Source organism: Yersinia sp. FDAARGOS_228 (assembly GCF_002073315.2).
In the GTDB taxonomy this organism is placed as follows: domain Bacteria; phylum Pseudomonadota; class Gammaproteobacteria; order Enterobacterales; family Enterobacteriaceae; genus Yersinia; species Yersinia intermedia.
Map to the genome: position 1 here is coordinate 2,082,619 of NZ_CP020409.2, position 25,277 is coordinate 2,107,895.

The window sequence follows — 25,277 nt, forward strand, 5'->3', positions numbered from 1 at the left end:
GGTTGCTGCCTTAAAAATTATACTATTAGCACAAGAGGTAAGCACAGGGGAATTAAAAAAGGCGCTAACCATAACTGGCCGCGCCTTTAATCAATATTTATTAACTTGTTTTATTCAGCCGCGTAGCCTTGCGCAGGTAAGCGTTTACCATCCAGCCAAGCTGCATTATCACGCATAGCAAGACGGCCATCGGTAAACCAACTCACCACCAACGGATAAATACTGTGCTCCTGAGTTTGTACTCTTTCGACCACATCCTCTTCGCTATCCTCACTAAAAATCGGTACTTTGGCTTGCAGAATAACCGGGCCGCCGTCCAGCTCTTCAGTAACGAAATGCACCGAGGTGCCATGCTCTTGATCACCGTTTTCCAGTGCCTGACGATGAGTGTGCAGACCAGGGTATTTCGGCAACAGTGACGGATGGATATTTAACATCCGGCCAGCATAGTGCTGAACAAACTCCGCACTGAGAATGCGCATATAACCGGCTAACACCAGTAAATCAGGTTGATAGTGGTCAATGGCTTGCGCCAATGCCAAATCAAAACTGGCGCGGTCAGCATAGGACTTGGCATCCACTGCATGGTGGGGAATACCCGCCAATTCAGCACGTTCCAACCCATAAGCATCAGGGTTATTACTGAATACGGCACTGATGGTGCCTGAAATACGCCCTTGTTGTTGGGCGTCGATCAACGCTTGTAGATTACTGCCCTGGCCGGAGAGCAAAACCACGATCTTTTTCATATACCCTTCGTACTTGAAGCTGCAGGTTGAGTCAGCAATGTTATGGATTGATGATTACTTGCTCTGCACCGTCAGTCGCCGCAGCAATCACACCGATTTTCCAGGCTTTCTCACCGGATGCAGTCAGTAACTCAACGGCAATATCAGCCAGTTCTGCTGGGAGCACAACCACCATGCCGACACCGCAGTTAAAGGTGCGATACATTTCGTGGCGGCTGACATTGCCGGTTTGCTGCAACCAACTAAATACCGCGGGCCACTGCCAGCTAGCTTCGTCGATAACCGCTTGAGTCCCTGCGGGTAATACCCGTGGGATGTTTTCCCAGAAGCCGCCGCCAGTCAGGTGAGCAATAGCATGAATATCAAGCTGCTCAATCAGGCTGAGAATGGATTTAACGTAGATTTTGGTCGGTTCAAGCAAATGGTCAGCCAGTGATTTACCGCCCAACTGAGTTTGCTCAGGATTGGTATTGCTGACTTCCAGAATTTTGCGTACCAGTGAATAACCATTGGAGTGTGGGCCGCTGGCACCTAAGGCAACCAACGCATCACCCGGTGTCACTTTGCTGCCATCAATGATTTCAGACTTTTCAACTACACCAACGCAGAAACCGGCAACGTCATAATCTTCACCGTGGTACATCCCCGGCATTTCTGCGGTTTCGCCGCCAACCAGTGCACAACCTGATTGTTTACACCCTTCGGCGATACCGGTAATCACACTGGCGGCAGTCTCCACATCCAGTTTACCGGTAGCAAAGTAGTCAAGGAAGAACAGCGGTTCAGCACCCTGAACCACCAGGTCATTGACACACATAGCTACTAAATCGATACCAATGGTATCGTGACGTTTCAGGTCCATCGCCAGGCGCAGCTTAGTGCCCACGCCGTCGGTGCCTGAGACTAAAATAGGTTCACGGTATTTTTGCGGCAAAGCACACAGGGCACCGAACCCGCCCAATCCACCCATCACTTCTGGGCGACGAGTCTGTTTAACCACACCTTTTATGCGATCAACAAGGTCATTACCGGCATCGATATCTACGCCTGCGTCTTTATAGCTGAGAGAGGTTTTGTTGGTCACTGCGAGGTCCCCACGGCGGTTGGCTGTTTGAGCTTATCCCTTCATCCTTGAAGCCGCAGGGTTAGCACCGTTCACTTACTCGAATCACTTACTTGAGTGAGCTTATCGAGATGTGTTCGCTTGCTGCCTACCTGCAACTCCAATTATTTTGGGTATTAGGAATAAAACGCGATAATTCTAACAGCGCAGGCAAACGTTTGCGAGTAGCTTGTGATATCACGCTGATTTTTAGCTTTCTTGACTTAAGATTGATTTTCTATTGATCTGAATCAGGCTATTCATTGTGGCGTTCAAAAAAAAAGGCGGTATAATCTCGCGATTTTTTTGGCCGTCAACCGCCTAACCAGGAGAAAAATAATGAAGATCGTTGAGGTGAAACACCCGCTAGTAAAACATAAACTTGGTTTGATGCGTGAGAATGATATCAGCACGAAGCGTTTTCGCGAGTTAGCGTCTGAAGTAGGGAGTTTGCTGACTTACGTGGCAACCGCCGATCTGGAAACTGAGAAAGTTACCATCGAGGGTTGGAACGGGCCGGTAGAGATTGAGCAGATTAAAGGTAAGAAAATTACGGTGGTGCCGATTCTACGTGCCGGTTTAGGTATGATGGAAGGGGTGTTGGAGAACATACCGAGTGCCCGCATCAGCGTGGTGGGTGTCTATCGTGATGAAGAAACATTAAAACCGGTACCGTATTTCCAGAAACTGGTTGCCGATATCAACGAACGTATGGCGTTGGTTGTTGACCCTATGCTGGCAACCGGTGGTTCGATGATTGCGACTATCGATTTGCTGAAGAAGGCGGGCTGCCAGAGCATTAAAGTGTTGGTATTGGTTGCCGCACCGGAGGGTATCAAAGCGCTGGAAGAAGCGCATCCAGACGTAGAGCTGTATACCGCCGCCATCGATCAGTGCCTGAACGAACACGGTTACATCATCCCTGGTTTGGGTGATGCCGGGGATAAGATTTTCGGAACAAAATAACTGATGATAGCCGACTCGATAGTCGGCTTTTTTTTGAATAACTTTTAGCAAAATCATTTTTAAACACACCATTAAGAGGATAGAGAAATGAGCCGTCGCACCATCGGTGTCAGCGAGCGTCCACCGCTGCTCCAGACGATCCCCCTGAGTTTTCAACATTTGTTCGCCATGTTTGGTGCCACCGTTTTAGTTCCTATTCTGTTTAAAATTAACCCGGCGACGGTGCTGCTGTTCAACGGTATCGGAACCTTGCTCTATCTGTTCATTTGTAAGGGAAAGATCCCGGCTTACCTCGGTTCAAGTTTTGCGTTTATCTCACCGGTACTGCTGTTATTACCTTTGGGATACGAAGTTGCCTTGGGTGGCTTTATCATGTGCGGCGTGCTGTTTTGTCTGGTGGCGCTGATTGTGAAAAAAGCCGGGACGGGTTGGCTGAATGTGCTGTTCCCGCCCGCGGCGATGGGGGCGATTGTTGCCGTTATCGGCCTTGAGTTAGCTGGCGTTGCCGCGGGTATGGCCGGATTATTGCCCGCCCAAGGTGTGACAGTAGATTCAACCACTATCATCATTTCAATGGTGACGTTAGGGGTAACTATTCTGGGATCGGTGCTGTTCCGTGGCTTCTTCGCCATTATCCCTATCTTGATTGGTGTGTTGGTTGGCTATGCTTTGTCATTCGTGATGGGGGTGGTTGATTTAACCCCAATTAGTCAGGCCCATTGGTTTGCCTTACCGACGTTTTATACCCCACGTTTTGAATGGTTCGCTATTTTGACCATCTTGCCTGCGGCGCTGGTGGTTATTGCTGAACATATCGGTCACTTGGTGGTCACTGCTAATATCGTGAAAAAAGATTTGATTCGTGACCCTGGTTTGCATCGCTCGATGTTTGCCAATGGTATTTCGACGGTGATTTCCGGCTTCTTTGGCTCAACCCCCAATACCACGTATGGTGAGAATATCGGTGTTATGGCGATCACCCGTGTTTACAGTACTTGGGTGATCGGTGGTGCTGCGATTCTGGCGATCATGCTGTCTTGTATCGGTAAATTGGCCGCTGCGATCCAAGCGGTGCCGGTGCCGGTAATGGGCGGTGTCTCACTGCTGTTGTACGGTGTTATTGCCGCATCAGGTATCCGTGTGTTGATTGAGTCAAAAGTTGACTATAACAAAGCACAAAACCTGATCTTAACCTCTGTTATCCTGATCATCGGGGTGAGTGGCGCGAAAGTGAACATTGGCGCAACCGAACTGAAAGGCATGGCTTTGGCAACGGTTGTGGGGATTGGCTTGAGTCTGCTGTTTAAAGTGATCAGTCTGATTCGCCCTGAAGAAGAGATTATTGACGCTCAGGAAGACGAGTCCGCGCGTTAATATCGGCGCAATAAAAAGTGATATCTGGCCGCGCGGTTATTGTGGGTTCGGCCAGTTTTTCGCTCTAGATCAGGTTTTTATGCTGTTGTTAATTTTTGTGGTAAGCTTGCCACGTTTTCCCGCCCGTTTTGTTGGTTGAGGTGCTTCTGAATACGCCGGCACAGCTTTCACTGCCACTCTATCTTCCCGATGATGAAACTTTCGCCAGTTTTTATCCGGGGGAGAACCCGTCCCTGTTAGCGGCGATCCAGTCCACGGTTCATCAGTCCCACGGCAGTTATATCTATTTTTGGTCGCGCGAAGGCGGTGGCCGGAGCCATCTATTACATGCCGCTTGTGCAGAGTTATCGCAAAAAGGTGAGGCGGTAGGCTACGTCCCGCTTGATAAACGCGCTTATTTTGTGCCCGAAGTGCTGGATGGTATGGAGCAATTGGCGCTGGTGTGTATTGATAACATTGAGTGTATTGCGGGTGATGAGCAGTGGGAAATGGCGATATTTAATCTCTATAACCGCATTGTTGAAACTGGCCGTACCCGTTTATTGATTACCGGTGATCGCCCACCACGGCAGTTAAATCTCGGTTTGCCTGATTTGGCCTCGCGCCTGGATTGGGGGCAGATCTATAAATTGCAGCCGTTGTCAGATGATGAGAAATTGCAGGCATTACAGTTACGTGCCAAATTACGTGGTTTTGAATTACCTGAGGACGTTGGCCGTTTCTTGCTAAAACGGTTGGATCGGGAAATGCGCACACTATTTATGACCCTGGATCAACTTGATCGGGCCTCTATCACCGCCCAGCGTAAGCTCACCATTCCTTTTGTAAAAGAAACCCTTAGCCTTTAATCCCCTTCCTTTGCCAAGTGGTAGGGGGCGCTGCGTGGGTTACCCGGCCCATCCATTGGCCTCGCTTCGATACGCAGCGTTCAATCATGGGGTGCAATCAAGTTACTGTAAAATCTCAAGTACCTGCTCTGGCGGACGGCCGATGCGTGCCTGGCCGTTATAAACTACAATCGGGCGCTCGATCAGTTTTGGGTTATCGCTCATTGCTTGTAGCAACTGATCCTGCGTTAGTGCCTCATCTGCCAAATTCAGTGTTTTGTAGAGATCTTCTTTGGTACGCATAAGCTGCCGGGCGTCATGAAAGCCGAGTTGTTGCAGTAACACTTTTAACCCCGCTACTGACGGTGGGTGGTCTAAATATAATATGACCTGTGGTTGAATACCCTGCTGTTCAACCAGTGCGAGTGTTTCCCGACTTTTGGAGCAGCGTGGGTTATGATAAAACGTGACATCTTTCATGATAAATTTCCTTAAGACTTCTGGTATTTCTGGAAGCGCTTATCTAGCTGGCGCAACTGGTCAATGCGTGCATCATAACGCGCTTGTTCCAGGCTCCCCAATTTCACCCGGGCGCTGGCATCGCTGAGCAGGCCAATGGCCTGCGGCAATTTACCACTCAAGGCCAGGCTCTCTGCCCGAGCAGCCAGCTCCTGATCGCGTAAACCCAGTGCAGCGGCCGCCTGGGCTAACAAATCCCAACCATTAGGGTCGTTTGGATTAGCAAAGGTGTAACGGTTGAGTATCTTGACCGCTGCCGCCGGTTGCCCGCCCTGAACATACGCGTTGGCCAGATTCAATTGCAACACCGGCTCATCATTTTGTTTAGCGGCTGCCGCTTGCAGGCGGGCAATGGCGGCGGCTGTTTTGTTTTGCCCCAGATCGATATCAGTCATCAAATCAAGGAACCAAATATTGCCTGGTTGCTGCGCTAACAGGGGTTGTAACTGATTGCGAGCTTCATCGTACTTTTTGGCCTGGTACCACAAAATGGCTTGACCGTATTTAGCCGCCAGTTGCTCGCGCACTGTGCCTTTACTCAATTTTTCCAGCAGGTCTGGTGTGAGGCTGTTTTCAGTTGAACCATACATGCCCAGAATACGAACTTTGGCGAATAAGTAATCTTGTGATGACGTGATAGGGTGCGGTTTCATCTGATTAGCGCGGTTACGCGCATCAGATAAACGGCTATCCGGTAAGGGGTGAGTTAGCAGCATTTCCGGTGGCTTTGACGCATATCGTGACTGATCGGCCAGTTTTTGCAGGAAATTAGGCATGGCCTGCGGATCAAACCCGGAGCGTTGCAATACCTGAATACCTATACGGTCAGCTTCCTGTTCGTTGCCTTGAGTAAAGCTGATGACGCCCTGTTGAGCGCCTGCTAACGTGCCGCTCAAACCTGCCATCCCCGCTTGTGGGCTGGCCATGGTTAACAGAATAGAACCTAATACCCCGACCCACGTCAGCGGCGCCATTCGTTGCTGCTCTTCCATCGCGCGCGCCAGATGGCGTTGAGTCACATGGGATATTTCATGCGCTAATACGGATGCCAATTCACTTTCGTTCTCGGTATAGCGGAACAGGGCAGAGTGGAGCACCACATTGCCACCGAAGAAAGCAAAGGCGTTAATCTGATCGTTATTCACTAAATAGAAATGAAACGGGGTTCGTACCGAGTAGGCATTGGCGACCAGCCGATTACCCAGCGTATTGATATATTGGGTCAATAGCGGATCATAAATCAGCGGTGTGCTGGCGCGCATTTGGCGGACATAAAAATCCCCCATTGCATTTTCCTGATCGATACTCAGTGTGGCACCCGCAGAGGTGCCAATATCGGGCAGCAGATCTTGCGTCTCAGCGCTGGCTGGTATAGTGCCAGTGAGCAGCAAGCTACTGAGTAGTGTGGCGATCATTGTCTTACTTAACCGACCTGTTTTAGTTAACCGATAAGTCATAAATGAGGCTGCCCTTGCTAATGTAATGACAATTAGACTCCGAGATGTGTAAGAGTTCTTCTTCCTTGCTCTGCTCTCCAGTACAATCATCACGAAAGCGGGTTATACCCGTCATCTTTCAAATTGCAGGTGTAAGCTCATCGGGGTTCTCTTGCTTGCCGCCTTCCCGCATCTTGAAATCTATTGGGTAAGATCTCATAAATAGCATCAAATACGTCAAAGGTTAAGCTCAACATCCGTTGCTGAGGCTCGCAACTATCTTAGCCAGCATGGGGAGATAAGGGAACGTCTGACGAGAACAATTTACCTTCGGGTTATGTCCCTGCGTGTCGGGGCGGTTAAAGGGGACGACCAATTTGTCGTTCTCTCATGGTACTTAAGGAGCAATTACGGATGCTAGAGCTGTTGTTACAGTGGTATCGTCGGCGTTTTACCGACCCGCAGGTTATCGCTTTATTGGTTATTCTGTTGGTTGGATTCTGCATTCTCTACTTCTTTAGTGGCATTTTGGCTCCTCTGCTGGCGGCGATCGTGTTGGCGTATTTGTTAGAATGGCCAACCGCCCGATTACAGCGTATTGGTTGTTCGCGTCCTTGGGCTGCCAGTATCGTGCTGGTGATTTTCGGTGGTATCACACTCCTGGCTGTATTTGTTGTGGCGCCTACGGTGTGGCAACAGGGCAATAATCTGATATCAGATATGCCGAAAATGCTCAATAAATTCAATGCATTTGCTCAGACGTTGCCTTCGCGTTACCCCGCGCTGGTGGATGCTGGCATTGTCGATATGATGGCGGAAAATCTGCGAAGCAAGCTGTCGGGGATGGGGGAGTCAGTGGTTAAAATCTCTCTTGCTTCATTGATAGGTTTACTGACATTAGCAATTTATCTGATTCTGGTGCCACTGATGCTGTTTTTCCTGCTCAAAGATAAAGAGCAGATGCTGAATGCGGTGCGGCGTATTTTACCACGTAATCGTGGTCTGGCTGGGCAAGTCTGGCTGGAAATGAACCAGCAGATAACCAACTATATTCGTGGCAAAGTATTGGAGATGGTGATTGTTGGCATCGCCACGTATTTAGTGTTCTTTGTTATGGGTATGAATTACGCGCTGTTATTGGCGGTGTTAGTCGGCTTCTCGGTACTGATTCCTTATATTGGTGCCGTGATTGTCACTATTCCAGTAGTGCTGGTGGCATTATTCCAGTGGGGGGTTGGGGCGGATTTCTGGACACTTTTTATCGCCTATCTGGTAGTACAAGGGCTGGATGGCAACTTGCTGGTGCCGGTACTGTTCTCAGAGGCCGTAAACCTGCATCCATTGGTGATTATTCTGTCAGTGATCATTTTTGGCGGCATGTGGGGCTTTTGGGGGGTATTTTTTGCTATCCCGTTAGCTACGCTGGTGAAAGCGGTTATTCATGCCTGGCCGGAGGAGTTTATCCCCGACGCAGATTAACTTATACTCGTCATACTTCAAGCTGCATCTGCGTTGGCTGCCTTCGTTCACCCCAGTCACTTACTTATGTAAGCTCTTGGGGCTTCACTTAGTTGCCGCCTTCCTGCAACTCGAATTATTTAGAGTATATGAAGATATGACGAATAAAAAAGAGCGCTTGAGCGCTCTTTTTTTGCAACTTTCGGCCAAGGCCAGTGTGTGATGACTCAGGCACTTTGGCGCAAGTAATCCATTACAATTTCGTGGTGGTTGGTGGTTTTGAAATTATCAAATACATGCTCCACCTTACCGTCCGCATCAATTAAGAAACTGATACGGTGGATACCGTCATAGGTTTTACCCATAAAGCTTTTTTCGCCCCAGACACCAAATTGCTCTGCGACCTGATGATCTTCATCAGACAACAATGTGAAATTCAGTAGCTCTTTTTCGGCAAAACGTGACAGCTTTTCAGGTTTATCGGTGCTAATACCGAGCACTTCGACACCTGCTTTCTTCAATTCATCCATGTTGTCGCGCAGACCACAGGCCTGAACAGTACAGCCAGGTGTCATGGCTTTAGGGTAGAAGTAGACCAAGACACGTTGTCCCTGGAAGTCGGCCAAACTAATGTGCTCGCCATCCTGGTCTGGCAAACTAAACTTCGGCGCTATATCACCGGCTTTCAATGGGCTCATTATTAACTCTCCATTCGTGAGTCATGCTGTGGATAGTTCACAACGCTAATACTGCCTTGTGCGTTGAGTTCTGTACATAGCTGATAAAAAGCGTGTTCAATTATCGAACTGTTTTGGCTGGCGGGACTGTGCGCACTAATCTGGATATGTAACCGAGGGGGATTGCCGCCTTCAGCCGGTTGAGTCTTGGAAACCAACTCTGCAATATTCATATTGTGGCAATGGAACAAGTTGGTAAACCGTTCGATAATATGGGGGGAGTCATTGACTTCAACTTTTACCCATACCGTGGCAGGCATCGCTTTTTGGCCCTGAGCGTTGGTGCGCTTCATCACAATCAGCAAATCAAGCTCTGCCCCTCGTTGTGGCAAGGTCGACTCCAGTAGGGTAATCGCATTCCAACTGCCTGAAAGCAGCATAATAAATGTGAACTCCTCACCGAACATTGCCAGCCGGCTATCTTCAATATTACAACCGCAGCTACTGACATGGCGGGTGATGGTATTCACGATTCCTGGGCGGTCAGCACCCAGTGCGGTAATGACCAGATAATGTTCATCAAGCTGCGGCAAAATCGCTCTTCCTGTCATGCTCTTTGGGGTTACCATGGTAAACATAAAAAAAACCTGCTGCCAAGCGCTTACAACACAGTTGTTTGCTTGCTTTTGGATAGAGGTCAAAAGTACCATGAGTAACTTGTTTAAGGAGGGGGTGGGCAATGTTTACGGGAAGTCCAATGTTTACAGGAAGCATAGTTGCACTGGTAACGCCGATGGACGACCAAGGTGTGGTCGATCGTGCAAGCCTGAAGAAACTTATTGATTACCATGTGGCCAGTGGTACGGCGGCGATTGTCTCCGTGGGCACAACGGGTGAGTCTGCAACACTGAACCATGACGAACATGTTGATGTGGTCATGCAGACGCTCGAATTGGCCGATGGCCGCATCCCAGTTATTGCCGGAACCGGCGCTAATGCCACCTCCGAAGCAATTTCTCTCACACAACGGTTTAATAATACCGGCGTAGTGGGGTGTTTGACTGTCACGCCATATTATAATCGGCCAATGCAGGAAGGGTTGTATCAACACTTCAAAGCGATTGCTGAAAGTACCGATTTACCCCAAATTCTCTATAATGTGCCTTCGCGTACCGGTTGCGATATGTTACCGCCGACCATTGCTCGCTTAGCTAAGATTAAAAATATTGTTGCTGTTAAAGAAGCAACAGGGAACTTAAGTCGGGTTAGTCAGATCCAAGTGCTGGTTGATGATGAAGATTTCATCCTGCTCAGTGGTGACGATGCGAGCGGACTGGACTTTATGCAACTGGGCGGCAAAGGTGTTATTTCGGTGACGGCAAACATTGCTGCGCGCGAAATGGCCGAACTTTGTGCCTTGGCGGCACAGGGTAACTTTGCAGAGGCACGCCGTTTGAATCAGCGCTTGATGCCGTTGCATCAGCATTTATTTGTAGAAGCAAACCCAATTCCGGTGAAATGGGCCGCGAAGAAGCTGGGATTAATGGCGAATGACACTCTGCGTCTGCCAATGACCCCACTGACTGACCCGGCTAAACGGGTTGTGGAAGACGCGCTGAAAAGCGCAGGTTTGCTGTAACTCTTAGGGAAATTTGATGGCAATAACATTGCAAAAGTCGACGGTGGTAACGGTTGTGGGTGTTTCGCTGGCAATGCTGCTGGCAGGTTGCTCCACTGACCAACGCTACAAACGCCAGGTTGGCGGTGACGAGTCTTATCTTGAAGCTCCTGGGCTAAAGCCGCTTAACTCACCGGCAGGAATGATTCTGCCAGTGCAGAATGGTGAGTTTGATATCCGTTCCGTCAACTCTCAAGGCGCAGTGGGTAAACAGTTGGACATCCGTCCTCCGGTACAACCACTGGCATTGCTTAGCGGTTCTCGCGCTGAAAATGCTAACGATACCAGCAAGCTATTGTTAGAAAATAGCCCGCAAAATCGTAACCTTTGGGCACAAGTTACTCGCGTTCTTCAGGATAAAAACTGGACGATAGCCAGCCGTCAGGATGCCAGCCAAACGTTGACAACTGACTGGGTCAAATGGAACCGTGCAGATGAAGACGTGCAGTTTGAAGGCCGTTATCAGATAAGTGTGCAGGAACAAGGTTATCAGTTGGTGTTAGTGGTGAAATCCCTTGCGTTACAGCAAGGTGGGCAACCGGTCACCAGCTATACCGAAATCCAGCGCTACAACGGCGCAATGCTGAATGCCATTATCGAAGGTCTGGATAAAGTGCGTTCTGATAGCGAAAGCAGTCAGGCTTCCCGTAAAGTCGGCACGCTGGATGTGCAAAGCGGCAGCGATGATACTGGTTTACCGCAACTGATTGTACGTGCCCCTTATGCTGTGTTGTGGGAACGTCTGCCAGCCGCCCTTGAGAAGATCGGCATGAAGGTTAATGATCGTAGTCGTCCGCAAGGCTCGATTAACGTTACCAATAAATCCATGAGTAGCAGTGGTTGGGATGCGTTGGGGGCCAAAGACCCTGAATTGCCAGAAGGCGATTATAAGTTACAGGTCGGTGATCTCGATAACCGCAGTAGCTTACAGTTCATCGGTCCGAAAGGGCACACTCTGACTCAGTCTCAGAACGATGCTCTGGTCGCGGTGTTCCAGGCAGCATTTAGCCAAACTGGTGCTACAAGTACCAAATAAAACCAAAGGGGCTTCGGCCCCTTTAAACCCGTCATACTTCAAGCTGCATGTGTGTTGGCTACGTTCAATCACCCGAATCACTTACAACACAGTAAGCTCATCGGGATTATGAGCCTCATCAAAGGCTCACCCTACAGGTCAGCGCAGGCGCTGTTCAAAATGGTTTATAACCAATTTGTCATTCACTTGCCGCCTTCCTGCAACTCGAATTATTTAGGGTTTAGTCATTTTATGGCGAGTTATATTTTCACATTACTGGAGTAATTAAGATGCAAAAGCTAGCTGAGTTGTATCGTGGGAAGGCGAAGACCGTCTATACCACCGAAAATCCTGACCTATTGGTATTGGAGTTCCGCAACGATACGTCAGCACTGGATGGTCAGCGCATTGAACAATTCGATCGTAAAGGGATGGTAAATAACAAATTTAACCATTTCATTATGACTAAATTGGAAGACGCCGGTATTCCAACGCAAATGGAACGCTTGTTGTCAGATACCGAAGTGTTGGTCAAAAAACTGGAAATGATCCCAGTTGAGTGTGTTATCCGTAACCGTGCAGCGGGCTCGTTGGTAAAACGCTTAGGAATAGAAGAAGGTTTGCAACTGAACCCACCACTGTTCGACCTGTTTTTGAAAAACGATGCCATGCATGACCCGATGGTCAATGAGACTTATTGCAAAACCTTCGGTTGGGCAACTGAAGCACAATTGGCGCGCATGAAAGAACTGAGCTATTTGGCTAATGATGTGCTGAGTAAGCTGTTTGATGATGCCGGTTTAATCCTGGTGGACTTCAAGTTGGAATTCGGCCTGTTCAATGGCGAAGTGGTGTTGGGTGATGAGTTCTCTCCCGATGGTAGCCGTTTGTGGGATAAGAAAACCTTGAACAAGATGGATAAAGACCGTTACCGCCAGAGCCTGGGTGGTTTGATTGAAGCCTACGAAGAAGTTGCACACCGTATCGGCGTAAAATTAGACTAACCGCGCAATCGATTACGTTTGTCTGGCGCAGGGGAGATAGCTGTTATCTCCCCTCATTGTTCTTACTCAACGCCACCGCGTTGTTAGCTATGCTCACCTCTCGGCCCATCTCTGCTGCGAGGCCGCTGCAAACCGCATTCAGGTAGGCTCCAGACAGATTTGTCTCTCACTTGCCACCTGATTGTACCGCTAAGTACTTTGAGCATGTATGTGAATGCCAAATTCCCCGAATAGCACCAATCAGTTAAGCTTTTAATGGTATTAGCTAAACAGATTTCCTACGATAATATGTAAGGAAAATATCTGGGAGTATCGCTATGCGTTGGCAAGGTCGTCGTGAAAGTGACAATGTAGAAGACAGACGCGGGGACGCATCCGGTGGTGGTGGCGGGTTCCGCCCTCCGATTGGCGGTAAGGGCGGTATTGTTATCCTGATTGTAGTGTTGGTGGCGGGTTACTACGGGCTTGACTTGACCCCGCTGTTAAATGGCGGTGATCCGATGTCACAAACTCAAACACAGCCACGTTCCCCAAGCTCAGTCAGCACCAAAGATGATCAATATGCCAAATTCACATCAGTCGTTTTGGCGGATACAGAAGACGCTTGGAAACCTATTTTCCAAAAAATGGGGCGCACCTATCAGGAGCCTAAATTGGTGATGTATCGTGGTGCAACGCGTACGGGGTGCGGCACCGGTCAGTCCGTTATGGGGCCGTTTTATTGCCCGGCGGACAGCACGGTTTATATCGATTTATCTTTCTATGAAGATATGAAGAATAAACTGGGAGCAGGAGGGGACTTTGCTCAGGCCTATGTGATTGCTCACGAAGTTGGCCACCATGTGCAGCATTTGATGGGTATTGATACTAAAGTGCGTCAGCAGCAACAGGGTGCATCTCAGGCTGAAGCTAATCGCCTCTCGGTCAAAATGGAATTACAGGCAGACTGTTTTGCTGGCGTGTGGGGCAAAGCCATGGAAGACCAGCAGGTGTTGGAAGTGGGTGACTTACAAGCGGCACTAAATGCAGCACAGGCGATTGGGGATGATCGCTTACAGCAGCAAAGGCAAGGGCGTGTCGTCCCCGATAGCTTCACTCATGGCACATCACAACAGCGTTATACTTGGTTTAAACGTGGCTTCGATAGCGGTGATCCCAATAGCTGCAACACGTTCTCAACCCGTTAAATTGATCAGCTAAAATCATCGGCGTTACAGCGAACAGCGCTGTAGCGTCAGGTACGAAAAGTATAAATAGATTATCATAAGACCACTTTCCTCTTACCGGCACGCTAGCTGCCGGCATTTATTGCAAGGCAGGGATAACCATGGCCGCTCTTGATCCAACTTTATTGATTCTATTGGCGTTGGCTGCGCTAGGTATCATTAGCCACAACATGACCGTCACATTAGCTATTCTGACACTACTTGCCATCCGTATTACTCCGTTAAATCAGTTTTTCCCTTGGATAGAAAAGTATGGCTTAACCATCGGCATACTGATTCTGACCATTGGGGTTATGGCACCGATTGCCAGCGGCAAAATTAGCGCCAGCGAGGTGCTGCACTCCTTTGTGCAGTGGAAATCGATATTAGCCATTGTGGTTGGGGTCGCGGTCTCTTGGTTAGGTGGCCGGGGCGTGTCGTTGATGGTTCACCAACCGTCAGTGGTGGCAGGGTTATTGGTCGGAACGGTGCTGGGTGTTGCATTGTTCAAAGGGGTACCGGTTGGGCCATTGATTGCTGCGGGCTTGCTTTCACTGGTGATCGGTAAATCGTAGCGTGATCAATGAGATTGTGGTCAGTCAGCCGCTGATGGCGCGGCAGGGGATACGGCGTTTACTGGTCCTCAGTGGCTGCGCAGATTGGTCGCGCCAGCAGGCATTAAATCTGCGTCAGCAACTGCCAGGTGATTGGTTATGGATAGCAGAACAGGCACCTGACACTTGCAACGCAATTCCCCCGACAGCGGCTAAAACCTTACTTGGGCAGGAAGGGTTACATGGTGTATTTGATGCCACAGAGGGTCTGAATAGCGAGGCGCTGGCGGTGCTGGCTGGCGTATTGCAAGCTGGGAGCTGGCTGGTGCTATTAGTGCCGCAGTGGGACAGGTGGCCATGTTTACCAGACGCTGATAGCTTGCGCTGGAGCGAGCAACTCACCCCCATCACCACGCCGAATTTTATTCGCCATCTCCAACGTCAACTTCAGGCTGATCCCGATGTTATTTTGTGGCAACAGAATCAGCCGCTATCTATACCTATGGCGTACTCTCGCCCGGACTGGCAGCAGCCCGACGGTTCCCCTACCACGGAGCAGCAAACTATCCTTCAACGCCTGATGCAGGCAGACCGAGGGACTTGGGTGCTGACGGCAGCCCGTGGGCGTGGTAAATCGACGCTGGCAGGTATGCTGGTGGCACAATGGCCCGGTAGCTGCTGGGTTACTGGGCCGGGTAAAGCTGCCACACAAGTACTGAGCGAGCGGGCAGGAGAGCGGGCACGTTTCTGGGCACCAGATGCACTGTTAGACTACTGCCGGTTAAACGACGTTAGCGGGGTTGACTGGCTATTGATCGATGAGGCCGCGGCTATCCCTGCCGCACTACTATCGGCGTTATTGGTGTATTTCCCACGGGCACTATTAACCACCACGGTGCAGGGCTACGAAGGCACCGGGCGCGGTTTCTTATTGAAATTCTGTACAACACTACACGATTGGCATCCTCTGACGCTAACAGACCCTATTCGTTGGGCCAGCGGTGATCCGCTAGAGCGCATCGTGGATGAAGTTATGCTATTTGACGATGAGCTACCACACCGCGAATCTCTCTCAGCACCAGTCGATATTATACCCTGTAAGCAGCGCGATTGGTTGCACCACCCCGAATTGCTGCGACGTTTTTATGGTTTGCTTGCCAGTGCGCATTATCGTACCACCCCCCTTGATTTGCGGCGTTTGATGGATGCGCCAGGGATGCATTTTTCTGCGGCTAAGGTGGCTGATTCAGTCATTGGTGCTCTGTGGCTGGTGGATGAGGGGGGGCTTAGCAGTGCATTAGCCCATGCCGTTTGGGCAGGGAAACGGCGGCCAAAGGGGAGTTTGGTGGCTCAATCACTGGCTGCTCATAGTGGTCAATGGCATGCACCAACCCTACTGTCGCGGCGTATCAGTCGAGTCGCCGTCGCGCCATCGTGGCGGCGGCAGGGGATAGCCCGGCAGATGATTGCCGCCGAGCTTGCGTGTGGGCAGCGCGAGAGGCTTGATTATATTTCAGTCAGTTTTGGTTATACCCCCGAATTAGAATGCTTCTGGCGTGCCTGCGGCTTTCATCTGGTGCGTATTGGTAGCCATAAGGAAGCCAGTAGCGGCTGTTACGCGGCAATGGCGGTATCACCCTTGAGTCCGGCGGGGCAATCGCTCTGTGAGGCAGCACGGCAGCAATTAGAGCGTGATTGGTATTGGTTGCAACAATGGGTAGACATCCCAACGCCCTTATCGTTATCCCCGCCTCAACAACCTGACATTTCCTTAAATGACGACGACTGGCGTGAATTGGCTGGTTTTGCCTTTGCTTTTCGGCCGTTAGAAGCGAGCTTACCCGCTCTACAGCGTTTGTTATTACGCAGTCAATTACCCCTTCCCGCATTAAGGTATTATTTACAACAGGGTATTTCGCCCGCGCAGATTGTTAACAATCTAGCCCTCACCGGGCGAAAAGCATTAGTGGCGCGCTGGCGGCAAGAGGCAGCCGAGGGGATGGCAGAGGGTTGATGACAGTTATCTTTTATTGTCTTAAAACTCAATTTCTCATGATGTGTCGAAGAGGCTCTTAAGGTAAGGTATTCGCCATATTCAGGATGAGTATAGCGAGGATACCAGGCTAGATGCACACGCACAGATTGGTCACTGAAGGATTAGTAAAAATTGAAGATGGCATGGGGTACATTGATATTGAATTTGTTTTTGCGGGAGATGAAAAACGTTCCATCACCGTGAGGCTAATGTTCTGTCCCCCCTCTTTAGATCCTGTGGCGGCAGCCACTATGCACAGTATGATTGGTAAAAAAATCAGAGGATTACTCGTTTTTGTTGTCAGTTTTTACAATAGGCAGCAGGAAGAGCTAAACCCGACACAGATATTTGCAAAGCCTGAAGGCTCAATTGATCTACTGCTACATGAGTTACATTATCTCTATAGCGCGTTAGTTGACTTCATGCTCAGGGTGGCTGACATTGAAAGCACACAACTTCTGTATTTCTCTGCCGAGAACGAAGCCTTAAATACGATATATCCAAGGTATGTTAAGCGGTTTGCCAGAGAGCGTAATCTCACCTACCTAAATGATGGAGCTTGTTATGCGATACGAACGCGGCACTACCCACACGAAGGGTAAAATTGATTTTAAAGCGATTCATGATGGCAAAGTCGAAATGTTCAAACGATTTATGGCCGCTAAAGAAGTTGCTGAGCGCAAAGGCGAAGTGATAGTAAAACCGCTTTGATCTCATCTCTTTATAATGATAATGAAAACAGGCTAATTGGCCTGTTTTGTTGATAGGAAATTATTCGAGTAAATCGATTACCCATCGAGTCAGATCCCGCATCTGCCGTTACCTTCAATAATTCCCACCAACTCCATCAATAAAACCCAATATCTCTCCGAAACCAGCGGCGTATAGTATTGCTATTGTCATTTAATGATTAAAGGCCGCTTGATGAATCAGACTTCTATCGTAGTGCAGCAACCTGCAACGCCAGAACAATTAATACTGTTGTTTCATGGTGTTGGTGATAGCGCCGCTGGAATGGCACCGGTTGGTAGCCATTTTGCACAAGCCTTTCCTCAGGCGCTGGTAGTCAGTATTGATGGTACATTCGCCAGTGGCATGGGGAGTGGACGTCAGTGGTTCTCAGTGCAAGGTATTACTGAGGATAGTCGCCAGGAACGTGTTGACGCCGTGATGTCGCAATTCATTGATATTGTACGTCATTGGCAACAGAAGAGTGGCCTTGGGGCACCACAGACCACTCTGGTCGGTTTTTCGCAGGGCACAATTATGTCACTAGAGGGTGTGAAAGCTCAGCCGCAGTTAGCCGGGCAGGTTATTGCGTTCAGTGGGCGTTTTGCGACGTTACCACAACAACCCATCGCTGACGTGGTGATCCATTTTATTCATGGTGAGCAGGATGGCGTGATTCCTATGGGGTATGCCAAAGCGGCAACCAGTAGCTTACTGGTTTTGGGCAGTCGCGTAACATTGAATCTGGATGCCAATACTGGGCATGGTATTAATCAACCAATGCTCAAACTGGCTATCGACCATTTGCGTGATGATATTGCTGCGAGGTAATTCACCCTGACGAAGGGGGCTGGCCCCTTCGTTTGAGATATGAGTCGAGCTTTACTTATTTTTCTTGTTCTTATCCGGCCAGTCGTCATCGTCGTCCCACTGCGCATTGTTATCGCGATGAGGCGGTAATTCCGGTTTGTTTTTTAAAAAACGTTTATGATCAAGGCGGCGTAATTCCTTGATACCGTTTAAGATAATCCCCGCAAGCAGGATAAGTATGATCCACCAATAATCTGCTAACCAGTGCATGGTTAAGTTCCTTCCGTTGATATACCCGTCATCTTTCAAACTGCCGGTGTTGGCTGCCTAAGTTTGCCGCCTTCCTGCATCTTGAAATCTATAGCGTATGAATAAATCGTGAAAAAATAATGGGTAAATGGCTTGCCAGCCACTCACTACCTGCCACATCCTGTGATTGCCAAGCTTCTAGTAGAATGTTGGGTGTCAGTAAATGTTCTGCCGCAGCAGCTAACGGGCGATAACTCAGGTGCCAAGGTTCTGCTGCAATACCGCCGTTGTCTTCGCTAAATGGCCGGTAAAAACCAAATTCAGCCATATGAACATCCAACCATTGGGTCAACGGATAAAAATAGCCGCCAGTATCGTATTCCCATGGCTCCAGTTGTAATTTTGTTTCTGCGGGCAACAGGGAGGGATCGTAAATATCCAGATCACTGCCCCAGTGGTGGCGGCTGGCCCCTGGCAGGGCAGACCAGCGCAAAATAGCTTCACAGCGGGCCTGAGCATCAAGTTGGCGAATGTCCATCGGCTGGCTGTCTTTATCTAATACTGGTCGCTCGCCGCGAAATTTACCATTCCAGATCGCTAATTGGCGGTCAAAATCGCGAAAAGTGCTGGCAGGCTGTAAATCGAACCCCGCCCGCGCAGCGGCTTGCTGCATGGCTTGAAAAGCGGCAACAGCCTGTGGTTGCAAACGATGGTTGCCGCTTAACACCGCCAGATGATCGGTTGAACGGCCGGTAAGCATCTGTGGTGTTAATGTATTAGTTGTCATGCGATGAGCTGCTCCATAACTCGCTGATACATCCGGCTCAGTAGTTGCAAGTCAGCGGCGTGAACACATTCATTCACTTTATGGATAGTGGCATTAACTGGTCCTAATTCCACCACTTGAGCGCCCATTAAAGCGATAAAACGACCATCAGAGGTACCACCGGTGGTTAACAATTGCGGAGTGATTTCAGTGTAGTGCTCAACAGCATTCACCACTGCATCGACCAGCGCGCCCCTTGCGGTAAGGAAGGGTTGACCAGACAACACCCACTCGAGGGTATAATTCAGTTGATGGCGTTCCAACAGCGCCTCTACTCGCTGCTTAATCATGCTGTCGGTCAGTTCCGTACTGAAACGGAAGTTGAACTGCACATAGAACTCACCAGGAATCACGTTATTGCTGCCGGTGCCGGCATGTAAATTAGCAATTTGCATACTGGTGGCAGGGAAGAACTCATTGCCTTCATCCCATTGCGTAGCAACCAGTTCATTCAGGGCTGGCATGGCACGATGAACCGGATTATCTGCTAAATGAGGGTAGGCCACATGCCCTTGAATTCCATGGATACGCAAGTTGGCGGTAATAGAACCTCGGCGGCCATTCTTCACCACATCCCCGACCCGGTCAGTACTGGAGGGTTCGCCAACCAGACAGTAATCCAACCGCTCATTGCGTGCCATCAACGCATTAACGACTTTGACCGTACCGTTAATGGCTTTGGCTTCTTCATCGGAGGTAATCATAAATGCCAACCGGCCTTTATGGTCTGGATGAACGGCAACAAAACGTTCGGCGGCGACCACCATCGCGGCCAGTGAGCCTTTCATATCGGCGGCACCACGGCCATACAGCATGCCATCACGAATGGTCGGTTCAAACGGTGGGCTGCTCCAATGGCTTTCATCACCGGTGGGAACCACATCGGTATGACCGGCAAATGCCAGTGTTTCACCTTCGCCGCGCCATGCCCAGAAATTAAGGGTATCGCCAAAATTCATGGGCTCTACCGTAAAACCGATAGCTTCTAAGCGCTTAATCATGATCGCCTGGCAGCCCGCATCAGAAGGGCTGAGCGACGGGCGTTTAATTAATTGTTGAGCCAGTTCGATTACCGGACAGATCATGTTATTGCACCTCGATAACGTGTTGTTTAATAATATGTTGTTGAATGAATAGTTGATAGCTTTCAATTTTGAAGCCCAGCAGCATCTCGCCATTGGTGGCTTCCAGCAGCGGGCGTTTAATTATGGCTGGTTGTTCTAGCATCAGCGCTTTGGCGGCCAGAGCATCGGTGATTGCATCACGCTGGGCCTGCGGCAATTTACGCCAGGTGGTACCGCGCGTATTGAGCAATGGCTCCCAACCCAGTTTATCGATAAAACCTTGCAGGCGTTCGTCACTCAATCCGTCCACACGATAATCGTGAAACTGATAGGCAATACCTTGCTCTTCCAGCCAGCGGCGGGCCTTTTTTATGGTATCGCAATTTTTAATGCCATAAAGGCGCAATGATGGGGTGGCTGGGCTATCTGACATGGAAAAATAATACCTCGGCTAGAATGGCAAATCAGGCCAGCCGCGTAGACGGCTGCCCGGAGCAAGGGGGCAATTTGCCCATAATGCGGGAAAATGTGATTTGAATCCAGACGGCTATGCGTAGTTTAGCGCGGTGGTAATCAGAACTGAGCTGTTGATTTAACCAATACGGTCAAGGTCAGCGGCATAGTGGCGAATCGCTTTTTGGTAGAGGCTGATATCCTGATAGTTTGAGGTTTCAGCCAGCAATATCAATAATGCAGCGACGGCCTCTTTGGTTTCACCGAGGTTATACAGCGTCATGGTACGGAATAAGGTTATCTCTTTCGCTTGCGGGAAATGAGCTAACGCGCGGTCAAATGTGTCCAGCGACTCTTGATATAGCCCCAGAGCGCGATAAGTGCTGCCCAGCCCCAGATAGGCCTCCTGCAACTCTTTACCTACCAGATTGTGCTCAATCGCGGCACGGTAGAAAGGGATTGCCTGCAACTCCAACCCCTGCACATCATACAGTGAGGCAATCTTATATAGCAGGCTGGCGTTATCGGGTGAGCGACGCAGTAAGTCTAGCGCCAGTGCCACCGCATCATCATAACGGCCCAGCTCTTTTAATGAGTCGATGGAGTGTTTCATGGTTGTGCTCTGTCTTTTGCCAATAACGGGTTTTGTCAAAAACGGCGTTTACCCCTATATATCTGAGCACGCTACTCTCGAATGATAAAACAGGCAAGCGATGTAATGCTTACCCATAAGACTCAGCAACAGGGCAAAATTCAAGATCTCTGCTACAGATCCCATTTCAACAGATAGATAGCTTGCTTTCAATTTTGACTGTTCAAAAAACAGGCGTATAATGAACCGCGATAATTAGAGAGGATGTTATGGTTGAATTTGAGTTAAGTACGTGGAAAGAGTTTATCGATGCTATGCTGCGCAAGGCATAAGCGAATAAACCGGCAGTAAGAGTAACTATCTTTTTGTTGTTTTAACGATTGACTTATCAACACCCAGGGGCGAAAAATCGCTCGTCAGAAAGGCAGAGACCATGTTGGCTCTGCCTTTTTTATGCCCGTCATCTTTCAAACCGTAGGTGTGTTGGCGGCTCTCATTCACCCGAATCACTGACTTGATGTCAGCTCATCGGGATTCTCTTGCTTGCCGTCTTCCTACAGCTTGAAATCTATTGGGCATAATCAGGCGTCATCTTTCAAACCGTAGGTGTGTTGGCTGCTCTCATTCACCCGAATCACTGACTTGATGTCAGCTCATAGGGATTCTCTTGCTTGCCGTCTTCCTACAGCTTGAAATCTACTCTTTCGCGCGCGGTGGCCTGCCTGGGAAGCGGCGACGCACCAGAACAAAGAACAACGGTACAAAGAAAATCGCCAGCACGGTAGCTGAAATCATCCCTCCCATCACGCCAGTACCGACTGCGTGTTGGCTGCCAGAGCCTGCACCCTGGCTGATAGCCATGGGTAACACACCAAAGATAAATGCCAGTGAGGTCATCAAAATAGGCCGCAACCGCTGGCGGGAAGCCTCAAGAGTGGCTTCGACTAAATCTTTGCCTTTATTGTTTAATTCACTGGCAAATTCGACGATTAAAATGGCATTTTTGGCCGACAATCCAATAATGGTCAGCAACCCGACCTGGAAATAAACGTCATTCTCCAACCCGCGCATCCAGGTGGCTGCCACCGCACCTATCACCCCGAGTGGCACCACCAACATCACAGAGAAGGGTATTGACCAGCTCTCATACAATGCTGCCAAACACAAAAACACCACCAATAACGAGATAGCATAGAGCGCTGGGGCCTGTGAACCCGATAGCCGCTCCTGATAAGACATGCCTGTCCACTCCAACCCAAAACCATTTGGTAGTTGTTTGACCAGCTTCTCCATGACATCCATTGCAGTACCGGTACTGATACCCGGTGCCGCCTCACCGACAATTTCCAGTGCAGAATAACCGTTATAGCGCTCCAATCGTGGTGAGCCATATTCCCAGCGGGTGGTAGAGAACGCCGAGAAGGGCACCATGCTGCCGCTTTTATTACGGACATACCATTTGTTAACGTCTTCCGGCAGCATACGGGCGGTGGCCTCAGACTGTACATAAACTTTCTTCACCCGCCCGCGATCAACAAAGTCGTTAACATAAGTTGAACCCCAAGCCGTTTTCAGCGTGTTGTTAATATCATCCAGCGCTACGCCCAACGCTTGTGCTTTGCGCTGATCGATATCTATCTGCAACTGCGGACTATCGTCCAATCCATTATGTCGCACTCGGGTCAGTACGGGCTCTTGAGCGGCCATCTGTAATAACTGATCGCGAGCAGCCATCAATTTGTCATGGCCCAGACCGCCGTGATCTTGTAATTCCATATCAAAACCAGAGGAACCACCCAAGCCTGAAATGGCCGGTGGGCTACTGACCGACACTCTGGCTTCGGCAATTTTATTAAATACTTTGGTGGCGCGTTCAATAATGGCAAAAGAAGAATTATTACTCTCTTTACGCTGCTCCCAATCAGACAGCCGAATGAAGAGGCGCGCCACATTTTGGCCGTTACCGCCTGGGCCGGATCCCACCGTTGAGAATACCGATAACACATTATTTTTTTCTTCCGTCAGGAAATAGTTCTCCACTTTTTCAACCACTTTCAGTGTCTGTTGCTGGGTTGATCCCACCGGAAGTTGGACTTGGGCCATAAACACACCACGGTCTTCCAATGGTAAGAACGACGTTGGTAACTTGATAAACAACAGAGCCAGCCCGCCCAACAGCAGAAAATAGAGCAACATATAGCGCAAACTATGATGTAACACCTGAGCCACGCCTTTCTCGTAACGGTGAGTATTACGATCGAACATGCGGTTAAACCAGCCGAAAAAGCCGCGCTTGGCGTGATGATGCCCCGGCTGAATGGGTTTGAGCATGGTAGCGCAAAGTGCCGGGGTTAGAATCAAGGCTACCAGCACCGAAAGCACCATGGCGGAAACGATGGTAATGGAGAATTGGCGGTAGATGGCCCCGGTGGTGCCACCGAAGAATGCCATCGGGATAAACACGGCAGACAGTACCAGCGCTATACCCACCAATGCGCCCTGAATTTGCCCCATGGATTTACGCGTCGCTTCGCGTGGGTCTAGCCCTTCCTCGCTCATCACTCGTTCGACGTTTTCCACCACCACGATGGCATCATCAACTAACAACCCGATAGCCAATACTATGGCGAACATAGTTAGGGTATTAATACTGAATCCGAACGCCGACAGTACAGCGAACGTACCCAATAGCACTACAGGGACGGCGATTGTTGGGATAAGAGTGGCGCGGAAATTCTGCAAAAATAGATACATCACCAGGAAAACCAATAAAATGGCTTCCAACAGTGTTTTTACCACATCTTTGATTGAGGCTTTAACGAACGGGGTGGTTTCATAAGCAATTTTAGCTTCAAGCCCGTGCGGGAAGAACGGTGCCAGTTCTGCTATCCGGGCCTTAACCAACTCATCGGTTTGCAGTTCATTGGCCCCGGAGGCCAGCTTGATACTCATCCCAGAGGCGGCCTGCCCATTAAAGCGGCTCAGGTAATCATATCTTTCGGCACCCATCTCAATTTTAGCCACATCACCTAGCGTGACCAGCGATCCGTCCTGATTGACGCGCAGCGTGATCGCTCTAAATTGCTCCGGTGTTTGTAATTGAGATTGAGCATTAATCGTGGCATTCAAGGCTTGATTATCGACTGAAGGGGTACCGCCTAATTGGCCCACTGCTATCTGGCTATTTTGCGATTGGATAGCACTGACAACATCTTGCGTAGTCAGTTGATAATTATTGAGTTTGTTGGGGTCCAACCAGATACGCATCGCATATTGTGAACCGAAAGCATCAATACTGCCGACCCCTTCGATACGGCTGAGTGGGTCTTGCAGATTACTGGCGACATAGTCGGCAATATCTTGTTTATCCATACTGCCATCGGTGGAGACAAAGGCCAGCATCATCAAGGTATTATCACCGGATTTTGAGACTGAAACGCCTTGCTGTTGTACGTCTTGTGGTAGTTTTTTGATGGCAGATTGCAACTGATTCTGTACTTGTTGCATGGCTTCGTTAGGATCAGTTCCGGCCTGGAACGTCAGGGTTATTGATGCACTGCCGGAGTTGCTGCTCTGCGACGACATATACAGCAGTTTATCAAGGCCGGTCATGCTCTGTTCGATAACCTGCGTGACGGTATTTTCCAGTGTTTGTGCCGAGGCTCCTGGATATGAGGCGCTGATGCGAACATTGGGCGGAGCCAGATTCGGGTATTGCTCAACAGGCAGTGTTGAGATTGCTAATGCCCCGGTAAGACACAAAATTATCGCCAATACCCAGGCAAAGATCGGGCGGTCGATGAAAAAGTTTGCCATGCAGTGCCAGCCTCTATAAATAAAAAATCAGATACAGCAGAATCTACTGTGCACTTTACGCGGGAATGCGGGGGGAAACGTGAAGAAAATATGGAGAAGCTGTAAAAAACCTCAATAAAGCTGAGTTAATCCGCCTCTG

At 49.4% G+C, this 25,277-nt stretch carries 25 protein-coding genes; 13 read left to right on the forward strand and 12 right to left on the reverse strand.

Going from position 1 to position 25,277, the window contains the following annotated elements; genetic code table 11:
• Positions 1-110 precede the first annotated feature (110 nt).
• Positions 111-749 carry a phosphoribosylglycinamide formyltransferase gene (gene purN / locus A6J67_RS09520; protein ID WP_005183963.1) on the reverse strand — a complete coding sequence of 213 codons (639 nt, stop codon included), beginning with the start codon at positions 747-749 and terminating at the stop codon, positions 111-113.
• Between the two features lie 40 nt (positions 750-789).
• The gene (purM, locus tag A6J67_RS09525) at positions 790-1,833 is read right to left on the reverse strand and encodes a phosphoribosylformylglycinamidine cyclo-ligase (protein ID WP_005183961.1); all 1,044 of its coding nucleotides are present in this window, start codon (positions 1,831-1,833) and stop codon (positions 790-792) included.
• Positions 1,834-2,190: 357 nt separating this feature from the next.
• Here purM and upp point away from each other — a divergent pair, with 357 nt between their 5' ends.
• The 3 genes from upp to hda all read left to right on the forward strand — a co-directional run bounded on the left by upp (position 2,191) and on the right by hda (position 5,039).
• Entirely contained in the window at positions 2,191-2,817 is a 627-nt protein-coding gene (gene upp, locus A6J67_RS09530) for a uracil phosphoribosyltransferase (RefSeq protein ID WP_005183956.1), read from the forward strand.
• An 87-nt stretch (positions 2,818-2,904) separates the two neighbouring features.
• The gene (gene uraA, locus A6J67_RS09535) at positions 2,905-4,191 is read left to right on the forward strand and encodes a uracil permease (RefSeq protein WP_005183953.1); all 1,287 of its coding nucleotides are present in this window, start codon (positions 2,905-2,907) and stop codon (positions 4,189-4,191) included.
• A gap of 140 nt (positions 4,192-4,331) precedes the next feature.
• Positions 4,332-5,039: a DnaA inactivator Hda gene (hda, locus tag A6J67_RS09540; RefSeq protein WP_032906019.1), complete on the forward strand. Its 708-nt coding sequence runs from the start codon at positions 4,332-4,334 to the stop codon at positions 5,037-5,039.
• Between the two features lie 102 nt (positions 5,040-5,141).
• Here hda and arsC read toward each other — a convergent pair whose 3' ends face one another.
• Positions 5,142-5,498, reverse strand: a complete 357-nt coding sequence (gene arsC / locus A6J67_RS09545) for an arsenate reductase (glutaredoxin) (protein WP_042568399.1) — start codon at positions 5,496-5,498, stop codon at positions 5,142-5,144.
• Between the two features lie 11 nt (positions 5,499-5,509).
• The gene (locus A6J67_RS09550; RefSeq protein WP_080608148.1) at positions 5,510-6,952 is read right to left on the reverse strand and encodes a tetratricopeptide repeat protein; all 1,443 of its coding nucleotides are present in this window, start codon (positions 6,950-6,952) and stop codon (positions 5,510-5,512) included.
• Between the two features lie 435 nt (positions 6,953-7,387).
• Here A6J67_RS09550 and A6J67_RS09555 point away from each other — a divergent pair, with 435 nt between their 5' ends.
• Positions 7,388-8,452 carry an AI-2E family transporter gene (locus A6J67_RS09555; RefSeq protein ID WP_032905988.1) on the forward strand — a complete coding sequence of 355 codons (1,065 nt, stop codon included), beginning with the start codon at positions 7,388-7,390 and terminating at the stop codon, positions 8,450-8,452.
• 206 nt (positions 8,453-8,658) lie between these two features.
• On the opposite strand, the gene bcp is transcribed toward A6J67_RS09555, so the two are convergent.
• Both bcp and A6J67_RS09570 read right to left on the reverse strand, forming a co-directional pair.
• Positions 8,659-9,129 (reverse strand): thioredoxin-dependent thiol peroxidase, encoded by a 471-nt coding sequence (gene bcp / locus A6J67_RS09565; RefSeq protein ID WP_005183922.1) that lies wholly within the window; start codon positions 9,127-9,129, stop codon positions 8,659-8,661.
• Positions 9,130-9,131: 2 nt separating this feature from the next.
• A complete protein-coding gene (locus tag A6J67_RS09570; RefSeq protein WP_032906018.1) occupies positions 9,132-9,701 on the reverse strand; it encodes a glycine cleavage system transcriptional repressor in 570 nt (189 codons plus the stop codon).
• A 164-nt stretch (positions 9,702-9,865) separates the two neighbouring features.
• Here A6J67_RS09570 and dapA point away from each other — a divergent pair, with 164 nt between their 5' ends.
• The 9 genes from dapA (at position 9,866) to ypfH (ending at position 18,159) form a co-directional block, all read left to right on the forward strand.
• Positions 9,866-10,747, forward strand: a complete 882-nt coding sequence (gene dapA, locus A6J67_RS09575; protein ID WP_005183919.1) for a 4-hydroxy-tetrahydrodipicolinate synthase — start codon at positions 9,866-9,868, stop codon at positions 10,745-10,747.
• Positions 10,748-10,763: 16 nt separating this feature from the next.
• Complete coding sequence (gene bamC, locus A6J67_RS09580; protein WP_005183916.1) at positions 10,764-11,822, forward strand: outer membrane protein assembly factor BamC; 1,059 nt, start codon at positions 10,764-10,766, stop codon at positions 11,820-11,822.
• Positions 11,823-12,091: 269 nt separating this feature from the next.
• The gene (gene purC / locus A6J67_RS09590; RefSeq protein ID WP_005183911.1) at positions 12,092-12,805 is read left to right on the forward strand and encodes a phosphoribosylaminoimidazolesuccinocarboxamide synthase; all 714 of its coding nucleotides are present in this window, start codon (positions 12,092-12,094) and stop codon (positions 12,803-12,805) included.
• Between the two features lie 317 nt (positions 12,806-13,122).
• The gene (locus tag A6J67_RS09595; protein ID WP_005183908.1) at positions 13,123-13,992 is read left to right on the forward strand and encodes a neutral zinc metallopeptidase; all 870 of its coding nucleotides are present in this window, start codon (positions 13,123-13,125) and stop codon (positions 13,990-13,992) included.
• A gap of 140 nt (positions 13,993-14,132) precedes the next feature.
• On the forward strand, positions 14,133-14,585 hold the full coding sequence (locus A6J67_RS09600; RefSeq protein WP_005183907.1) for a DUF441 domain-containing protein: 453 nt from the start codon (positions 14,133-14,135) through the stop codon (positions 14,583-14,585).
• Between the two features lies 1 nt (position 14,586).
• Entirely contained in the window at positions 14,587-16,578 is a 1,992-nt protein-coding gene (locus A6J67_RS09605; protein ID WP_050288368.1) for a tRNA(Met) cytidine acetyltransferase TmcA, read from the forward strand.
• A gap of 113 nt (positions 16,579-16,691) precedes the next feature.
• Positions 16,692-17,201, forward strand: a complete 510-nt coding sequence (locus A6J67_RS09610) for a hypothetical protein (RefSeq protein ID WP_032905986.1) — start codon at positions 16,692-16,694, stop codon at positions 17,199-17,201.
• Positions 17,164-17,310 (forward strand): hypothetical protein, encoded by a 147-nt coding sequence (locus A6J67_RS23455; protein WP_005183905.1) that lies wholly within the window; start codon positions 17,164-17,166, stop codon positions 17,308-17,310. Before A6J67_RS09610 ends, A6J67_RS23455 begins: the two co-directional genes overlap by 38 nt.
• Before the next feature lie 213 nt (positions 17,311-17,523).
• Complete coding sequence (gene ypfH / locus A6J67_RS09615; RefSeq protein ID WP_042570013.1) at positions 17,524-18,159, forward strand: esterase; 636 nt, start codon at positions 17,524-17,526, stop codon at positions 18,157-18,159.
• A 51-nt stretch (positions 18,160-18,210) separates the two neighbouring features.
• On the opposite strand, the gene A6J67_RS09620 is transcribed toward ypfH, so the two are convergent.
• The 6 genes from A6J67_RS09620 to acrD all read right to left on the reverse strand — a co-directional run bounded on the left by A6J67_RS09620 (position 18,211) and on the right by acrD (position 25,138).
• Positions 18,211-18,408 carry a YpfN family protein gene (locus tag A6J67_RS09620; protein ID WP_005183900.1) on the reverse strand — a complete coding sequence of 66 codons (198 nt, stop codon included), beginning with the start codon at positions 18,406-18,408 and terminating at the stop codon, positions 18,211-18,213.
• A gap of 88 nt (positions 18,409-18,496) precedes the next feature.
• A complete protein-coding gene (locus A6J67_RS09625; protein WP_032905984.1) occupies positions 18,497-19,174 on the reverse strand; it encodes a M15 family metallopeptidase in 678 nt (225 codons plus the stop codon).
• A complete protein-coding gene (dapE, locus tag A6J67_RS09630) occupies positions 19,171-20,298 on the reverse strand; it encodes a succinyl-diaminopimelate desuccinylase (protein WP_005183895.1) in 1,128 nt (375 codons plus the stop codon). The genes A6J67_RS09625 and dapE overlap by 4 nt, the downstream gene beginning before the upstream one ends.
• A 1-nt stretch (position 20,299) precedes the next feature.
• Entirely contained in the window at positions 20,300-20,710 is a 411-nt protein-coding gene (locus A6J67_RS09635) for an ArsC family reductase (protein ID WP_042568396.1), read from the reverse strand.
• A 159-nt stretch (positions 20,711-20,869) separates the two neighbouring features.
• Entirely contained in the window at positions 20,870-21,343 is a 474-nt protein-coding gene (locus tag A6J67_RS09640; RefSeq protein WP_005183873.1) for a tetratricopeptide repeat protein, read from the reverse strand.
• Positions 21,344-22,018: 675 nt separating this feature from the next.
• On the reverse strand, positions 22,019-25,138 hold the full coding sequence (gene acrD / locus A6J67_RS09645; protein ID WP_005183869.1) for a multidrug efflux RND transporter permease AcrD: 3,120 nt from the start codon (positions 25,136-25,138) through the stop codon (positions 22,019-22,021).
• Between the last annotated feature and the right edge of the window lie 139 nt (positions 25,139-25,277).

Bases quoted from the DNA above. Each gene is read 5' to 3' on its own strand.
- arsC (WP_042568399.1), bottom strand. From the start codon at position 5,498: ATGAAAGATGTCACGTTTTATCATAACCCACGCTGCTCCAAAAGTCGG.
- uraA (WP_005183953.1), top strand. From the start codon at position 2,905: ATGAGCCGTCGCACCATCGGTGTCAGCGAGCGTCCACCGCTGCTCCAG.
- A6J67_RS09620 (WP_005183900.1), bottom strand. From the start codon at position 18,408: ATGCACTGGTTAGCAGATTATTGGTGGATCATACTTATCCTGCTTGCG.
- acrD (WP_005183869.1), bottom strand. From the start codon at position 25,138: ATGGCAAACTTTTTCATCGACCGCCCGATCTTTGCCTGGGTATTGGCG.
- dapA (WP_005183919.1), top strand. From the start codon at position 9,866: ATGTTTACAGGAAGCATAGTTGCACTGGTAACGCCGATGGACGACCAA.
- ypfH (WP_042570013.1), top strand. From the start codon at position 17,524: ATGAATCAGACTTCTATCGTAGTGCAGCAACCTGCAACGCCAGAACAA.
- A6J67_RS09555 (WP_032905988.1), top strand. From the start codon at position 7,388: ATGCTAGAGCTGTTGTTACAGTGGTATCGTCGGCGTTTTACCGACCCG.
- dapE (WP_005183895.1), bottom strand. From the start codon at position 20,298: ATGATCTGTCCGGTAATCGAACTGGCTCAACAATTAATTAAACGCCCG.
- purC (WP_005183911.1), top strand. From the start codon at position 12,092: ATGCAAAAGCTAGCTGAGTTGTATCGTGGGAAGGCGAAGACCGTCTAT.
- purN (WP_005183963.1), bottom strand. From the start codon at position 749: ATGAAAAAGATCGTGGTTTTGCTCTCCGGCCAGGGCAGTAATCTACAA.
- A6J67_RS09610 (WP_032905986.1), top strand. From the start codon at position 16,692: ATGCACACGCACAGATTGGTCACTGAAGGATTAGTAAAAATTGAAGAT.
- A6J67_RS09600 (WP_005183907.1), top strand. From the start codon at position 14,133: ATGGCCGCTCTTGATCCAACTTTATTGATTCTATTGGCGTTGGCTGCG.
- A6J67_RS09640 (WP_005183873.1), bottom strand. From the start codon at position 21,343: ATGAAACACTCCATCGACTCATTAAAAGAGCTGGGCCGTTATGATGAT.
- A6J67_RS09625 (WP_032905984.1), bottom strand. From the start codon at position 19,174: ATGACAACTAATACATTAACACCACAGATGCTTACCGGCCGTTCAACC.
- A6J67_RS09635 (WP_042568396.1), bottom strand. From the start codon at position 20,710: ATGTCAGATAGCCCAGCCACCCCATCATTGCGCCTTTATGGCATTAAA.
- A6J67_RS23455 (WP_005183905.1), top strand. From the start codon at position 17,164: ATGCGATACGAACGCGGCACTACCCACACGAAGGGTAAAATTGATTTT.
- upp (WP_005183956.1), top strand. From the start codon at position 2,191: ATGAAGATCGTTGAGGTGAAACACCCGCTAGTAAAACATAAACTTGGT.
- bcp (WP_005183922.1), bottom strand. From the start codon at position 9,129: ATGAGCCCATTGAAAGCCGGTGATATAGCGCCGAAGTTTAGTTTGCCA.
- A6J67_RS09550 (WP_080608148.1), bottom strand. From the start codon at position 6,952: ATGATCGCCACACTACTCAGTAGCTTGCTGCTCACTGGCACTATACCA.
- A6J67_RS09595 (WP_005183908.1), top strand. From the start codon at position 13,123: ATGCGTTGGCAAGGTCGTCGTGAAAGTGACAATGTAGAAGACAGACGC.
- bamC (WP_005183916.1), top strand. From the start codon at position 10,764: ATGGCAATAACATTGCAAAAGTCGACGGTGGTAACGGTTGTGGGTGTT.